Genomic DNA, 15,448 nt, shown 5'->3' on the forward strand with positions numbered 1-15,448 from the left:
CTGCATCGGACTTTAACCGCAGCCTAGGCCAAGCGCGGAGCCCCGGCAAACTGCGCTGTGCTGGGGCGGCGGCGCGGCCGCTCAGGGATGTGCGTCGACAAACGCGCAGATTTCCGCGGCCACGGCCTCGGGTTTCTGAAGGTGCAGCATATGGCCGCATCCGTCGACCACCACGCGCGTGACATTCGCGAAACAGGCGCGGCGGCGCTGCATTTCCGCGTCGTCGCAGAAATAGCGTGCCGGCGAGTCGCCCCCGTCGATACACAGCACCGCCGCCGTGACTTCACGCCAGAGCGCCATCGCCTCGCTGGCGCGAAACGCGTAGGGCAATGCGACCCGGTGCCAGGGATCGACACGCATCTGCCGGCGTCCCGTCTCGTTCTCCTCGGCCGTCCATTGGCGTGCGAGAAAATCGGTCTGTTCGGCGCTGAGTTCGGGGTAGCGACGGCCGATGCGCGAGATCGCGGTTTCGAGATCCTCGTAGACCTTCGTGATTGGCGGGTTGGCATGGGCGTCGAGCCAGCCGCGATAGCGGTCGGGCACGTTCGCCGGGTCGCTGTCGGGCACGTTCAGGCTATCGAGCGTGATCAGGCGTGCCACGCGTTCGGGCCGGGTGCCGGCATAGAGGCTTGCGATCTGTCCGCCCATGCTGTGTGCAACGAGCGTGACCGGGTTGGCGCTGCCGCGGCCGGTCAGCTTGTCGAGCAGGCGTTCGAGATCCAGCAGATAGTCGGGAAACCAGTAGCTGTCGTGTATCGCCTCGGTGGCGCCGTGACCGCGCCAGTCCGGCGCGATGAAACGATAGCGTTCGGGCGATCGCTTCTCGATCGCGGCCACCAGGGCGTCGAACCCGGCGCCCGTATCCATGAGGCCGTGCAACAGCAGGACCGGTTCGCCCTCGGGATTGCCGGCCTCGCGTACCGCATAATGCAGCGGGCCGAGCGTGTGAAAGGTGATGTTGTCGATCAGGCTCATGGGGCGATTCCCTGCGGGCGACGCGCGGCAACCGCCTCGCGCCAGTAGAATAATGTGAGTGCGACGAGAATGATGGCCACGGCGAACAGCGTCGGCCGGCTCGGCACTTCCGCCAGCCAAAGCCAGGCCCAGATCGTGCCGAACACCGTTTCCAGCAACATCAGCAGACTGACCTCCGGCGCTGGCAGATAGCGCGGGCCCTGGCCGATCAGGGCGAACGCGGTGGGCAGCACGAGGGCGAGGCCGGCGAGCGCGGCGAATCCCGATGCGGAAAGTGAGAATGGCGTGGCGAATACGGCCGTGGTCGCCGCGATCAGCGCGCCGCCCAGGGCCAGGCCCGGCAGGGTGTCGCCGTGTCCGGTGGCGCGCATGACCACGAAGGTGGCCCCGAACACGATCGCCGTCGCGATGCCGCTGACACGCCCGATCGCGCTGCCGGCACCGTCGAGTGCGATCAGGAGCAGGCCGCCGGCAATGGCGGCGGCCGCGATCCATGTACGCCGCGGTGCGCGCTCGCCGAGAAAGATCACGCTGAACAGCGCAGCGAAGATCGACGCGGTGGCCAGGCAGCCGAGCGTATCTGCAATGGTCGTGTGCTCGACGGTGAAAACGAACAGGATATTGCTCATCGCGAACAGCAAGGCCAGCCCGCAGCCGAGTGGGCTGCGTATCTGCGCGGCAATGGCGCACGTGCGCCCGCGCTCGCGCACGAGAAGAAATCCGCCCAGGCCGATAGCCATGGCGATGCCGCGCCAGAACAGCGTCGTCGCCACGTCGGCATCGAGCAGCCGGATCAGGATGGAGTCCGGGCTGAGGACGAGCACGCCCGTGCCGGTCAGCGCCATGCCGACAATGCGCGGGCTCAAGACAGCGCGCCCGAATGCAGTGTTGCCCGCGTGGTGTCGGCGCGGTCGGTCAGGCGGTCTCGAAGGGCTCGATCACGCGGTGAATGAACTCGAGCTTGGCGCGGGCGCCGGCATTGAGCACGAACGGGTAGGCGTCGGCCAGGCCCATGCTGCGGTTGACCGCGTTCATGCCGATCGCCAGATGTGTCCATCGGTGCATGAGGGCGTCGAAGTCGCGCGGATTCTGCTGCCACGGCGGTGAGCGTACGAGCTGGTACTCGGTTGCGGTGTCCAGCGTGTCGCGTATGTGCAGATAGTGTGCCCACGATTCGGCCCAGTCCTCCCAAGGGTGGGCCGAAGCATAGGGGGTGACGAAGCGATCCTGCCAGTCGGGCGGCGCGCCGTTGGCGTAGTGGGCCTGCAGAGACGCGCTGTAATCGGCGCGCTCGTCGCCGAACATCGTGCGGTATTCGTCGATCCAGGCGCGGCCGTCGATCAGCCGTGCCCAGTAGTAGTGCCCGATTTCGTGACGGAAATGACCGATCAGGGTGCGGTAGTGCTCGCCCATCTGCTCGCGCATGCGCGCCCGCGCCACGTCGTCGGCTTCGGCGATGTTGATCGTGATCACGCCATTGGCGTGGCCGGTGGTGACCTGCGCGCGCCCGGCCAGCGGCTCGGTGAACTCGGTCTCGGCGTCCGCGTCGGCAAGGAAATCGAAAGCCAGGCCGAAATCGGGGTCTGCGTCACGGCCCACGATCGGCAGCCTCAGCTGATGCAGATTGAAGATCAGGTGCCGCTTGGCGTTCTCGAGTCGGCTCCAGAGTTCGATGTGTCTTGGTGCATCAAGGTCCGGAATGGTGCGGGTCAATCGGCACGACGGGCAGAAATGGTGCGTCGACTCGGCCGGGATGAGCCAGTTACAGACATCGTACTGGGTGTCGTTCCGACAGCGACGATAGATGCGGCCCTCGATTCGACCCGAGGCGGGCACCTGCCACCGCGCGTCGTCGAGTGCGTCGAGCGCGGTCATGATGCCGGCCTCCGGCGCGAAGCCGAGTCTGCGGCGACACACCAGGCACTGGGTATTGCGAAAGAAGATCGAGTTGCCGCATTGGCAATAGAAGTCGCGCATGGCGTGTGTTCGAAGCCCCTGAATTCGAGCGGATCGTGATGATGGTCGGGTTCAATGCTGGAAGTAGCGATCCTGAATGGCGTTGTTGATGCCGTTGAGCTCGATCTGAATGCGGTCGAGAAACTCGCTCAGCCGGTGGCCCTTGAGCGTGCTCAGGTCGGCATCGCCAAGCACGTGCATGGCCGCGTCGATCGACGCACTGCAACGCCCGGGTGCCGGCAGGCGCGACAGACGCTGGCTCGCCCGTTGCAGACAGAAGCGCACCGAGCGCGGAAAGGCGGTGTCGGCGAGAAGAAAACGCACCACGCCGGGGCCGGTGACGCGTACCCGCACGTGCCGCCGATACATCTGGAACGCGCTGAGCGACTTGAGCACGCTGATCCATTGCACCGTCTGGTACGGACGCAGATCGCTGTTTTCGTCGACCAGCAGGTCGCTGCTGCGCACGTCGATGATGCGGGTGGTCATGTCCGCCCGCTCCAGCGACAGCCCCAGCGTGAGCATGTCGTAGGCCGCATCCCGGCTCATGCCGGATTCGATCATGCCCGCGATCTGGCGCGCGCTGTGGACCACGCGCTCCATGACCCGCGATCGGGCCAGTCGCCGTTCGATGTGCTGGCCTTCATCGGCAATGAACAGGTGCAGGCCGTTGATTTCTTCCCACACCTCGCGCGGGACCAGGTCACGCGCGCTGCGCAGGTTTTCGCGGGCCATCGCCAGCGCGCTGGCGATCGAGCTGGGGTGCATGCGATCGGCGACGAGAAACCGCATCACGCTGGCTTCGCTGTCGTCCGGATAGCGCTGCGCGAACGCATCGTCCGCGCCGACGATCTCGACCAGCGCACGCCAGTCGAATTCGGTCTGACGCGGCATGTCGAGCAGCAACAGCGTGGTCGCGTTGATGAGCCGGGCGGTCGATTCGGCGCGCTCTAAATAACGGCCGGTCCAGAACAGGTTCTGTGCGAGTCTTGAAAGCATCGTCCTAGCCCTCGTTGCCGCCGAGATCGTCCTCGACGATCCAGGTGTCCTTGCTGCCGCCGCCCTGGGAGCTGTTCACCACCAGCGAGCCCTCGCGCAACGCGACGCGGGTCAGCCCGCCCATGGTCACGAAGGCGTCGTTGTGCGGACGCGAGACGATGAACGGCCGTAGATCGACATGCCGTGGCCGTGCCGTGTTCTCGATCAGTGTCGGTGCGGTGGACAGCGCCAGGGTGGGTTGGGCGATGTAGTTGCGCGGGTTGCGGCGAATGAGCTGGGCGAACTGGTCGCGCTCGCCTGGCGTGGCGCGCGGGCCGATGAGCATGCCGTAGCCGCCGGATTCGTTGGCGGGTTTGACCACCAGCGAATCCAGATTGGCGAGCACGTGATCGCGCTGCGTGTCCTCCATGCACAGCCAGGAGGGCACGTTCGGGAGTTTCGCGTCCTGATCCAGATAGTAGCGGATGATCTGTGGCACGAAAGCGTAGACCACCTTGTCGTCCGCCACGCCCGCCCCGGGCGCATTGGCGATGGCCACATTGCCGGCGCGCCAGGCCCGCATGAGCCCGGGCGTGCCGAGCACCGAGTCGGCACGAAAGACCTCCGGGTCGATGAATGCGTCGTCCACGCGCCGATAGATCACGTCGACCCGCTGCGGGCCGAAGATGGTGCGCGAATACACGCAGTCGTCGCTGTCCACGTAGAGATCGCTGCCCTGGACCAGCTCGGCGCCCATCTGGCCGGCCAGCCAGACGTGCTCGAAAAAAGCGGAATTGAACACGCCCGGCGTGAGCAGCGCGACGTTGGGCGTGACGTCCTGGCGCGGCGACAGGGCGTTGAGCGAATCCAGCAATTCACTGGCGTAGTCATCCACCGGCAGGATATCGCTCTGCGCGAACAGCTCGGGGAACACGCGCTTGGACACCAGTCGGTTCTCGACCATGTACGACACGCCGGAGGGCACGCGCAGGTTGTCCTCGAGCACATAGAAATCGCCGGCGCCATCGCGCACCAGGTCCGAGCCGCAGATATGCGCCCAGATATCGCCGGGCGGACGCACGCCGACACATTCGGGCCGAAAGTTCACCGACTGCGCGAGCACTTCGCGCGGGAACACGCCGTCCTTGATGATCTGCTGTTTACCATAGAGATCGGCGATGAACAGATTGAGCGCAGTCACCCGCTGTTGCAGCCCCTCGCGAACGCGATCCCACTCGCGGCGCCCGATCGTGCGTGGGAGCACGTCGAACGGCCAGGCGCGGTCGATCATCCCGGCGTCGGAGTAGACGGTGAAGGTGATGCCCATCGACTTGATCGACAGATCGGCCGCCATCCGGCGACTGTCGATCTCCTGTGTACTGAACTCGCCGAGGTAGCGCACGAGTGCGTTGGCGGCGGGCCGCGGTTGCCCCGAGTCGTCGAAGACTTCGTCGAAGAAGCCGGGACTGCGATAGTCCTGCCAGAGTTGATTCATGAATAGCTTCTTCCAATCGTTGAGAGGGCGGTTTGGCGCCTATTTCTATGCAAGAGGCAGACCGTAATGCGCAAGCAGCATGCTAGACTCGCCGGCTTGTTTTCAGAGTAGTTCGGGCATGGCGGACACAACCACCGCGGCCGGTACCGGCGTCGTGTTCAAGGGTCGCATGATGACCCTTACAGTACTCGAAGTCCGTGAAACAGACGGCAGCCGCATCGCCAGTCAGATCGAGGCGCAGCTCGCACGCGCCCCCGGTTTCTTCGAGCAGATGCCGGTGCTGCTGTCGATTCCGGACGCGGTGCCGGATCTGGCCGAAGTCAGCGAGATCGTGCGCCAGGCGGGCATGGTTCCGGTGGGTATTCTCGATCCCGGTCCGCAGGCGCGCACGGCGGCCGAGGCCGCCGGTCTGGGCGTCATGGCCTCGCCGGCCCGTGGCGGTAGCGGCGCAGATGCCGCGAAGACGCGCGAGCCGGAAGCGGCCAGCGCCGATGCCGACAAAAAGGCGTCTGCGGAGGCACAGGCCGCCCCGGTCGCGCGCGAAGAGCCGCCGCGTACGCCGACCCGGCTCGTGACCAAGCCCGTACGTTCCGGCCAGCAGATTTACGCGCGCGGCGGCGACCTCGTTATCGCCACGTCGGTGAGCGAAGGTGCGGAAGTACTGGCGGACGGCCACATACATATTTATGGTGCACTGCGAGGGCGCGCGCTGGCGGGCGCCACCGGAGACACCGAAGCGCGGATCTACTGCCGCCGTTTCGAACCCGATCTGGTCGCGATCGCGGGCTGCTACAAGGTGGCCGATGCGATAGAAGAGGGGGTACGTTCCAGGGCCGTTGCGGTTCGCCTGGACAACGATAACTTGAGCATCGAATTGCAGGAGTAAAGAGTGGCAAAGATCATCGTCGTCACGTCCGGCAAGGGTGGGGTCGGCAAGACCACGACCGCCGCCTCTTTCGCAGCCGGGCTTGCCATGCGGGGGCACAAGACCGTCGTCATCGATTTCGATGTCGGTCTGCGTAACCTCGACCTGATCATGGGGTGCGAGCGCCGGGTGGTGTTCGACTTCATCAACGTGATCAGCGGCGAGGCCAACCTCAAGCAGGCCCTTATCCGCGACAAGCGGCACGAGAATCTTTATATCCTCGCCGCCTCGCAGACACGCGACAAGGACGCGCTCAACCAGGAAGGTGTCGAGCGCACGCTCAACAAGCTCGCCGAGGATTTCGACTACATCATCTGTGATTCGCCGGCCGGCATCGAAACCGGCGCGATCATGGCGATGTACTACGCCGACGAGGCACTGGTGGTCACCAATCCCGAGGTGTCCTCGGTGCGCGACTCCGACCGCGTGCTCGGCATGCTGTCGAGCAAGACCAAGCGCGCCAAGGAAGGCGGCGAGCCGGTCAAGGAGCATCTCGTGGTCACGCGCTACGCGCCAAACCGTGTGGGCAAGGGCGAGATGCTGTCGCTGGACGACATCAACGACATTCTCGGCATTCCACTGCTCGGCGTGATTCCGGAGTCCGAGAAGGTGCTCAACGCGTCCAACTCGGGCATGCCGGTTGCCATGGAAGAGAACGCGGACGCGGGCCAGGCGTATCTGGATCTGGTGGCGCGTTTTCTCGGCGAGAACCGGCCGATGCGGTTCACCGAGGCCAAGAAGAAGTTTCTCGACCGGCTGATGGGGAGGTAAACCATGGGTTGGCTCGACGTATTTCGTAACAACGAGAAGAAGACCTCGGCCCAGATGGCCAAGGAACGGCTTCAGGTCGTGGTGGCCCACCGTCGTACCGGGGGTGGCGATCATCCGGCGTACTTCCCGCAGCTGCAACAGGATCTGCTGGCCGTGCTGCGCAAGTATGTGCAGGTCGGCGACGATGCCGTGCAGATGGAGATCGAGCGCGAGGGCGATCTCGAGGTGCTGGAACTCAATATCACGCTGCCTGAAGACGCCCGTCACTAAAACATAAAAGACAACACGAACCAGGAGGAGCCGCGATGCCCACGGAAGAGCAGACGTTCGACTACATCATCGTGGGGGGCGGCTCCGCTGGTTGTGTACTGGCCAACCGGCTGAGCGCGGATCCGAACGTGTCCGTGTGTCTGCTCGAAGCCGGGCCCGGTGACTGGAATCCGCTGATCCATATCCCGATCGGCATCATCGGCCTGATGTGGTCGAAGATGTTCAACTGGGCGTACTACACCGCGCCGCAGAAGCACATGAACGGGCGTGAGATGTTCTGGCCGCGCGGCAAGACGCTGGGCGGCTCCAGCTCGATCAATGCCCAGTGCTACACCCGTGGCAACGCCTGGGATTACGATCACTGGGCCGAGCTCGGCAACCGCGGCTGGGGGTTTCGCGACATGCTGGGCTATTTCCGCAAGTCGGAAAAGCACGAGGGCGGCGAGAGCGAGTACCACGGCGCCAGTGGCGGCTATTGCGTCAGTGCGCTGCGCCACGTTAACCCGCTCAGCCATGCCTTTGTCGATGCCGCCGTCGGCTGCGGCTATCCGCGCAACGATGACTTCGGCGGCGCCACCGAGGAAGGTTTCGGTCTCTACAGTGTCGCCCAAGACAACGGCCGTCGCTGCAGCAACGCCGACGCTTTCCTGCACCCGGTACGCCACCGCGACAACCTGACGGTCATTACCCGTGCGCGCGCCAAGAAAATCCTCGTCGAAGGCAAGCGCGCGACCGGCGTGACCTACAAAAAAGGGTGGTTCGGCGGCGATCGCACACTGACCGCACGGCGCGAGGTGCTGCTGTCTGGCGGAGCGATCAATTCGCCGCAGCTTTTGCTGCTGTCGGGCATTGGCCCGGCCGCAGAGATCGAGCCGCACGGCATTCCGCTGATCCACGAGCTCAAGGGCGTGGGGCGCAATCTCCAGGACCATCTCGATGTCAGCGTTATCGAACTGGAAAAAACGAAGATCAGCCTGCGCCTGAGCCCGAAATTCCTGCTCATCGATGCGCCCAAGGCGGCCTACGAGTATTTCGTGCACGGCCGTGGCCAGCTGGTCAGCAACGTCGCCGAGGCGGGCGGTTTCGCCAAGAGTGACCCCTCGAACGCGCTGGCCGATCTGCAGCTGCATTTCATTGCGACGATCGAGCAGGATCACGGCCACAACCTCTGGAACACGATCAAGCATCACGGTTACACGCTGCGTGTCTGTGATCTGCGGCCGAAATCCCGCGGGCATATCGGCCTGAAGAGCGCAGATCCCATGGCCGATGCGTTGATCGATCCCAACTATCTCGACCATCCGGACGACCTCGCCCAGCTGGTGAAAGCCGTGAAGGTCGGTCGCCAGATCATGCGGGCCGAGCCCCTGGCGCGACATCGTGAGCGGGAGTTCGAGCCGGGGGAGGGCGTCGACGACGATGCAGCCATCGAAGCCTTCATCCGTGAGCGTGCCGAAACCATCTATCATCCGGTAGGCACCTGCCGTATGGGACACGACGACGAGGCCGTCGTGGACGACCGGCTGCGGGTTCACGGCATGCAGGGGCTGCGCGTGGTCGATGCATCGATCATGCCCACGCTCGTGGGCGGCAACACCAATGCGCCCACCACCGCGATCGCCGAAAAGGCAGCGGACATGATTCTGGAAGACGCCGCCGCCTAGCGGCGTTTTTCTCGGTCGAAAAAAATCGGCGCGGCGCTTGTCAGGCGCTGGGCGATCGTATAGCTTTGGCTTCAGGAATTAGCCATGGCTAAACTTGAGCCGCCCATGAAAGAAATGACGCAGGCTGCCATATTCACCGCGCGCCGACGCCTGCCGGCGCTGTTCGGCCGTGATGGTCTGCGCTGGGGCGTGCCGGTGCTCATCCTGGCCGTCGTATTCAGTGGCAGCGATATCGGGCTCCTCGTGCGCGACACCCTGGCCGAGGCCTATCTCCAGGTCAGCGTCTTCGTGGCCGCGACGCTGATCCTGCTCTACGCGCTGGAACAGCGCTTCGCCATCGATCTCGACACCCGGCTGGCCAACGCCGGGCGCGCCCAGGTGCCGATCGCGGCGTTGCTCGGCATGCTGCCGGGTTGCGGCGGCGCTATCGTGGTGGTGACCCAGTTCGTCAACGGGCGTATTGGTTTTGGCGCGCTGGTGGCCGTGCTGGTCGCGACCATGGGCGATGCGGCGTTTCTGCTGATCGCGGCGGCGCCGCAAACGGCGGGCGTGGTGCTGGGTATCAGTCTTGTGGCCGCAATCGTTTGTGGCTGGGTGGTCGACGCCGTACATGGTCCTGGCTTCATGCGTCACGAGGCCGCGCCGTCGGGCCAGCCCGCAACGCGTGGGCCGGATGCGCTCGCTTCGGGACGAGAGGCGCCGGCCTGGCTGGATCGCGGCTGGATGCTGGTGTGGGCGATGGGCGTGCCCTTCGCGCTGGCGATTGCCTTCCAGCAGGAACCGAACGACTGGTTTGGTACGTGGGCCGGCTACGAGCCGGTGACCTGGCTGGGCTTTGGCGGCGCCATGCTGGCCATGGGCATGTGGGCCGCGCGGATCGGCGGCAACGGCCCGGGCGATATCCACGATTCGGCGTTCAAGGTCTCGGCGCTGACCAACCCAGGCCACGATACGCGCGACGACAAGCCCGCCGGTGGTCTCATGGCCTGGGGGCGACGCGCGCGCACCGACACCAATTTCGTGACCGTGTGGGTGATCGCGGCTTTTCTGGTATTCGAGCTTGGTGTCGCGCTGACGGGCGCTGAGCCGGAAAGCTGGTTCAATATTGCGGGCCCCTTGATGCCGCTCGCCGGCGTCCTGGTTGGATTCATTCCGGGCTGCGGGCCGCAGATCCTGTTGACCACGCTCTATCTGAGCGGTGCAGTGCCGATGTCGGCGCTGCTTGCCAACGCCATCAGCAACGACGGCGACGCGCTGTTCCCGGCGATCGCACTGACGCCGAAGGCCGCCATCCTCGCGACCGCTTACTCGGCCGTTCCGGCGTTGCTGGTCGGCTACACCGCCTTCGCGCTCGGCTACTAGCCCCCCAAAAAAAGCCGCCGGCCCGTGCGGACCGGCGGCTTTGTCGCCACGAAGGCGGCTTTACTTGCCGCGCAGATCCTTGCGCAGAATCTTGCCGACGTTGGATTTCGGCAGTTCATCGATGAAGGCCACCTGCTTGGGCACCTTGTAGCCGGTCAACTGCTCGCGGCAGAAGTCGATGAGCTCCTTGTCGGTCAGGCTGTCGTCCTTCTTGACCACGAAGATCTTCACGGCCTCGCCGGATTTTTCGTCGTCGACGCCGATACAGGCCGCTTCGAGCACCTTCGGGTGCTGGGCAACAACGTCCTCGATCTCGTTCGGGTACACGTTGAAGCCGGACACCAGGATCATGTCCTTCTTGCGGTCGACGATGTAGCAGAAGCCCTTGTCGTCCATTTTCGCGACGTCGCCGGTGCGCAGGAAGCCGTCCGGGAAGAAGGTCTTTTCGTTCTCTTCGGGCTTGTTCCAGTAACCATGCATGACCTGCGGCCCACGGATGCACAGCTCGCCGGGTTCGCCGAGGGGCAGGTCATTGCCCTCGTCGTCGCGGATGACGACTTCCGTGGAGGGAATCGGCAGGCCGATCGAACCGTTGTAATCCTCGAGATCCAGCGGATTGATGCAGGCCGCGGGCGATGTCTCGGTCAGACCGTAGGCCTCGATCAACGGGATGCCGGTGATCTTCTTCCACTTCTCGGCCACCGCCTTCTGCACGGCGGCCCCGCCGCCGAGGGTGAGCTTGAGACGCGAAAAGTCGAGCTTGGCGAAGTGTTCGTCGTTGACCAGCGCGTTGAACAGCGTGTTCACGCCGGTGAAGGCGGTCGGCTGGTGCTTTTCGAATTCCTTGGCCAGCGCCGGGATGTCACGCGGGTTGGTGATCAGCACGTTCTTGCCGCCTTGCTGCAAGAACACCAGGCAGTTCGCGGTCAACGCGAACACGTGATAGAGCGGCAGCGGCGTGATGATCAGCTCCTTACCACGCTCGGTCCACGGGTCCAGCCATGTGCTGGCCTGGGCGATATTGGCCACCATGTTCCGGTGCAGCAGGGTCGCGCCCTTGGCGAGGCCCGTGGTGCCGCCGGTGTACTGCAGGAAGGCGATGTCGTCGGGCTTGACGTCCGCCGGCTTGAACGTCTGGCTCGCGCCTTTCTTGAGCGCATCGTTGAACGTCGTGGCGCCGGGCAGGTTGAAGCTTGGCACCATCCGCTTGACGCGCTTGACCACGAAGTTGACCAGCGTGCGCTTGACCGTGGGCAGGCAATCGCCAATCTGCGTGGTGATGATCGCCTCGAGGGCGACCTTGTCCGCCACCTGCTCGAGGGTGGCGGCGAAGTTCTCGACGATCACGATCGCGCGGGCGCCGGCGTCGGTGAGCTGGTGCTCGAGTTCGCGAGCGGTATAGAGCGGGTTGACGTTCACCGCGACCATGCCGGCCCGCAGAATGCCGAACAGCGCAATGGGGTATTGCAGCAGGTTGGGCATCATGATCGCGACACGATCGCCCTTGGCGAAGCCGAGATCGTTCTGGAGATAGGCGGCGAAATCGCGGCTGCGCCGTTCCAGTTCGGCGTAGGTGATGTCGCAGTCCATGTTGCTGAACGCGACCTGGTCGCTGAAGTTCCGGCAACCGTCCTCGATGATGTCGACGAGCGTCTCGCTCGCGTTTGCATCGATTTCGGCGGCGACGCCCTTGGGGTAACGGTCTAGCCAGATTTTATCCACGAATTCTCCTCATGATCGGCAAGATTGGTCCGCACGACTTGGGTGCGAACGCTTGGGAAAAGTATATCAGCCACACACGCGATCCCGCCGCAGCAGCGGGATCGCGGCCTGTTCGCTGCCAATGGCAGCCGGTTAACGCAGTTCCTTGCGAAGAATCTTGCCGACATTGGATTTCGGCACTTCGTCGATGAACTCGTAGTGTTTGGGCACCTTGTAGCCGGTGAGATTTTCACGACAGTAGTCGCGCACCGTATCGGCGGTGAGACCGGGGTTTTTCTTCACCACGAACAGCTTCACCGCTTCGCCCGATTTCTCGTCCGGTACGCCCACGGCGGCGGCCTCAAGAATGTCGGGATGGCCGGCGACGACGTCCTCGATCTCGTTCGGATACACGTTGAAGCCGGACACAAGGATCATGTCCTTCTTGCGGTCGACGATATAGAACAGCCCGTTCTCGTCCTGGCGCGCGACGTCGCCGGTGCGAAAGAAGCCGTCGTCGGTGAAGGCTTCCGCGTTGACATCGGGCTTGTTCCAGTAGCCCTGCATGACTTGCGGGCCGCGCACGCACAGCTCGCCCGGCTCGCCAAGGGCCAGCGAATTGCCGTCGTCGTCGCGGATATCGACATCCGTGGAAGGCATGGGCATGCCGATCGAGTGGTTGAAACTCTTGATACTGAGCGCGTTGCAGGTGGCCACCGGCGAGGTTTCGGACAGACCGTACCCTTCGATGATCGGCTTGCCGGTCGTCTGCGCCCAGCGCTCGGCGACCGGCTGCTGGGTGGCCATGCCACCCGACATCGAGAACTTCAGCGTGGAAAAATCCAGGTCGGCGAAACCGTCGGTGTTCATCAGCCCGTTATAGAGCGTGTTCACGCCGGTGATCGCCGAGAAGGGGTACTGGCTGAGCGTCTTCACGAACGCCGGCATGTCCCGCGGGTTGGTGATCATCACGTTGTGGCCGCCGACCGAGAAATAGACCAGCGTGTTCACCGTGAGCGCGAAGATGTGATACATCGGCAGCGCCGTGATGATCAGCTCGCCCTCGGCACTCATTTCGGGCTTGAACCATTCCTGGCACTGGAGCACGTTGGCGACCACGTTGCCGTGGCTGAGCATCGCGCCCTTGGCCGGGCCCGTGGTGCCCCCGGTGTACTGCAGGAAGGCGAGATCGTCCCGGTTGATGTCCACCGGCTCGAACTGCTGGCGCCGGCCGCTGGCCAAGGCGGTGTTGAAATCGGTCGCGCCCGGCAGATTCCAGCTCGGCACCATCTTCTTGACGCGCTTGACCACGAAATTGGTCAGTAACCGCTTGATCGGCGACAGCATGTCGCCCAGCTGGGTGGTGATGACCGTCTCGACCGGGACGTTGTCGTAGATCTTTTCCAGAGTGGCCGCGAAGTTTTCCATCACGACCAGCGTCTTGACCTCGGCATCCGACAGCTGGTGTTCGAGTTCGCGCGCGGTGTAGAGCGGGTTGACGTTGACCACGATCAGCCCGGCGCGCAGGGCGCCGAACAGGGCGGTCGCGTACTGCAGGCAGTTGGGCATCATGATCGCGATGCGCTCGCCCTTGCGCATGCCCAGCGTCTGCTGCAGGTAGGCCGCGAACGCCTCCGACTCGGCCGCAATCTCGGCGTAAGTCAGCGTGGTGCCCATGTTCGAGAACGCATTGCGATCGGCGTACTCGCGACAGCTTTTGTCGATAATTTCCGCCACCGACGCGAAAGCCTCGGTATCGATAGTGTTCCGAACCCCAATCGGATAGTTTTCGAACCAGTTCTTTTCCATGTGCCCTCCCTTCGGCATCTGGTTCAGCCGGATACGGATCCCCGTCAGCGCACCGGCTGTGCCCCCTTGGCTGCATCGTCAATCTCGCCGTCGCGCATGGTCTCGATCACCAGTTCCCTGAGCGACAGCGTCCCGAATGTCTGGGCCCGCGCCTGCGCATTGCGCTCGACCCACCGACCCACTTCGCGGTGGAGCCGGTCATCGCGCGGGCCTGGCGCCGCGGCGGCGTCGCCGCTGCGTACCGCTTCGATGATGTCCCTGACCTTCAGGCATTCAATGTCCTGGCGCGGCAGCAACGTCACGCTCGTGTCCCCACTTTCTATCAGCATGTTCTTCGCGACAAGCTGGTCGACAATCGCGTAGACATGGTCCGGTGCCGTGCGCAGGTAGCGCGACAGCCGCGCCACCTGCCACGGCGGATTGCCCTGCATGAAGTTATAGCCGATCAGGCCCATCATCAGAAGCGCGATCTGCTCGCGATCGGCCGCACCGAGGCGTGGCGGGTAGGGTTTGCGGGTCAGCTGTTCGGTGTGTTGAAGCAGAAACGACACGCGACAGCCGGTGAGCATGATCAGCCACGAGACATACAGCCAGACCAGCAGCAGGATGATGATGGCGAAACTCGAGTAGATGGCGTTGTAGTTGCTCGAATTGGCCGCGAACACGGCGAACCCGAGGCTGGCGGTCTGCCAGAGCACGCCGGCGAACACCCCGCCGCCGATTGCGGGCAGCAGGTTCACGCGCGTGTTCGGCATGAACGCGAACAGGAACGTGAAGCCGATGCTGTAGAGGAAATAGGGCACGAGCCGCCCGGCCACGTACAACGACGTACCGAACGGCTCGATGGTGCTCAGATACGACACCACCGTGTTGCTCGACAGCGAGGCGGTCATGCTGCTGGCTGCGAGCACGACGATCGGCCCCACGATGAGCACACTCAGATATTCAGTGAAACGACGTCCGAGCGAACGCGGCTTGCGGACCTGCCAGATGTAGTTGCAGCCGTTCTCCACCTTCTGGATCAGCGAAATCACGGAATACATCAGCAGTACAACGCCGATGGCCCCAAGCACGCCGACCTGCACGTTCTCGACGAAGCCGACCACCTTGTCGATGATGTCGTCGGCCTGCGGCCCGAGCGGCGCGAGAAACCGATGCAGCACCGGGCGCAGCGCGTTGTCGACGCCGAACGCCTTGAGCATGGAAAAGGCAAGAGCGAGCAGCGGCACCAGCGACAGCAGGGTGGTGTAAACCAGCCCCATAGCCCGCATGGTAATCTCGCCGTTCTGGATATCGCGCAGCAGGACCTGGCCAAGACGCACGGCCGTCACGCCCCAGCGCCTGGGCGCCTTCATGTTCTCGAGCTCGGGCTCCCAGATGGCGGCGTTGAAACGGGTGCTTATCCCACTGAGCATGCGTCGAGTTGCCCTTGAAGTCGGTCAAGCGGCATTGTAACCATGTCTGCCATACCATTTCGTATGGTCCACGCCCGGATTTCGCTTCGCCGTCGCCGAGACCGCCCGGCGGCCACTGGATACCCGA

Annotated in this window: 13 protein-coding genes; 5 read left to right on the forward strand and 8 right to left on the reverse strand. The window is 64.1% G+C overall.

What is annotated here, in order from left to right; genetic code table 11:
- Positions 1 to 81 precede the first annotated feature (81 nt).
- The 5 genes from J7355_RS06790 to J7355_RS06810 are packed head-to-tail and all read right to left on the reverse strand — an operon-like array spanning position 82 to position 5,404.
- Complete coding sequence (locus J7355_RS06790; RefSeq protein WP_209061137.1) at positions 82 to 975, reverse strand: alpha/beta hydrolase; 894 nt, start codon at positions 973 to 975, stop codon at positions 82 to 84.
- Positions 972 to 1,841 carry a DMT family transporter gene (locus J7355_RS06795; RefSeq protein ID WP_209061139.1) on the reverse strand — a complete coding sequence of 290 codons (870 nt, stop codon included), beginning with the start codon at positions 1,839 to 1,841 and terminating at the stop codon, positions 972 to 974. The genes J7355_RS06790 and J7355_RS06795 overlap by 4 nt, the downstream gene beginning before the upstream one ends.
- A 49-nt stretch (positions 1,842 to 1,890) precedes the next feature.
- Positions 1,891 to 2,952 carry a putative zinc-binding peptidase gene (locus tag J7355_RS06800; protein ID WP_209061140.1) on the reverse strand — a complete coding sequence of 354 codons (1,062 nt, stop codon included), beginning with the start codon at positions 2,950 to 2,952 and terminating at the stop codon, positions 1,891 to 1,893.
- A gap of 51 nt (positions 2,953 to 3,003) precedes the next feature.
- Positions 3,004 to 3,930, reverse strand: a complete 927-nt coding sequence (locus tag J7355_RS06805) for an alpha-E domain-containing protein (RefSeq protein ID WP_209061141.1) — start codon at positions 3,928 to 3,930, stop codon at positions 3,004 to 3,006.
- Positions 3,931 to 3,934: 4 nt separating this feature from the next.
- A complete protein-coding gene (locus J7355_RS06810; RefSeq protein WP_209061142.1) occupies positions 3,935 to 5,404 on the reverse strand; it encodes a circularly permuted type 2 ATP-grasp protein in 1,470 nt (489 codons plus the stop codon).
- A 118-nt stretch (positions 5,405 to 5,522) separates the two neighbouring features.
- On the opposite strand from J7355_RS06810, the gene minC reads away from it, so the two are divergent.
- The 5 genes from minC (at position 5,523) to J7355_RS06835 (ending at position 10,396) form a co-directional block, all read left to right on the forward strand.
- Entirely contained in the window at positions 5,523 to 6,290 is a 768-nt protein-coding gene (gene minC, locus J7355_RS06815) for a septum site-determining protein MinC (RefSeq protein WP_209061143.1), read from the forward strand.
- A 3-nt stretch (positions 6,291 to 6,293) separates the two neighbouring features.
- Entirely contained in the window at positions 6,294 to 7,100 is an 807-nt protein-coding gene (minD, locus tag J7355_RS06820) for a septum site-determining protein MinD (RefSeq protein ID WP_209061144.1), read from the forward strand.
- Positions 7,101 to 7,103: 3 nt separating this feature from the next.
- Entirely contained in the window at positions 7,104 to 7,370 is a 267-nt protein-coding gene (gene minE, locus J7355_RS06825; RefSeq protein WP_209061145.1) for a cell division topological specificity factor MinE, read from the forward strand.
- Positions 7,371 to 7,405: 35 nt separating this feature from the next.
- Positions 7,406 to 9,034, forward strand: coding sequence for a choline dehydrogenase (locus J7355_RS06830; RefSeq protein WP_209061146.1), 1,629 nt, complete (start codon positions 7,406 to 7,408; stop codon positions 9,032 to 9,034).
- An 84-nt stretch (positions 9,035 to 9,118) separates the two neighbouring features.
- Positions 9,119 to 10,396: a putative manganese transporter gene (locus tag J7355_RS06835; RefSeq protein WP_209061148.1), complete on the forward strand. Its 1,278-nt coding sequence runs from the start codon at positions 9,119 to 9,121 to the stop codon at positions 10,394 to 10,396.
- 60 nt (positions 10,397 to 10,456) lie between these two features.
- Here J7355_RS06835 and J7355_RS06840 read toward each other — a convergent pair whose 3' ends face one another.
- The 3 genes from J7355_RS06840 to J7355_RS06850 form a co-directional block, all read right to left on the reverse strand.
- Entirely contained in the window at positions 10,457 to 12,118 is a 1,662-nt protein-coding gene (locus J7355_RS06840; RefSeq protein WP_209061150.1) for an AMP-binding protein, read from the reverse strand.
- A 132-nt stretch (positions 12,119 to 12,250) separates the two neighbouring features.
- Positions 12,251 to 13,906, reverse strand: a complete 1,656-nt coding sequence (locus J7355_RS06845; protein WP_209061152.1) for an AMP-binding protein — start codon at positions 13,904 to 13,906, stop codon at positions 12,251 to 12,253.
- A gap of 44 nt (positions 13,907 to 13,950) precedes the next feature.
- The gene (locus J7355_RS06850; RefSeq protein ID WP_209061154.1) at positions 13,951 to 15,321 is read right to left on the reverse strand and encodes a YihY/virulence factor BrkB family protein; all 1,371 of its coding nucleotides are present in this window, start codon (positions 15,319 to 15,321) and stop codon (positions 13,951 to 13,953) included.
- Positions 15,322 to 15,448: the final 127 nt, after the last annotated feature.

It is taken from the genome of Endozoicomonas sp. G2_2, from assembly GCF_017744135.1.
In the GTDB taxonomy this organism is placed as follows: domain Bacteria; phylum Pseudomonadota; class Gammaproteobacteria; order Nevskiales; family Salinisphaeraceae; genus Salinisphaera.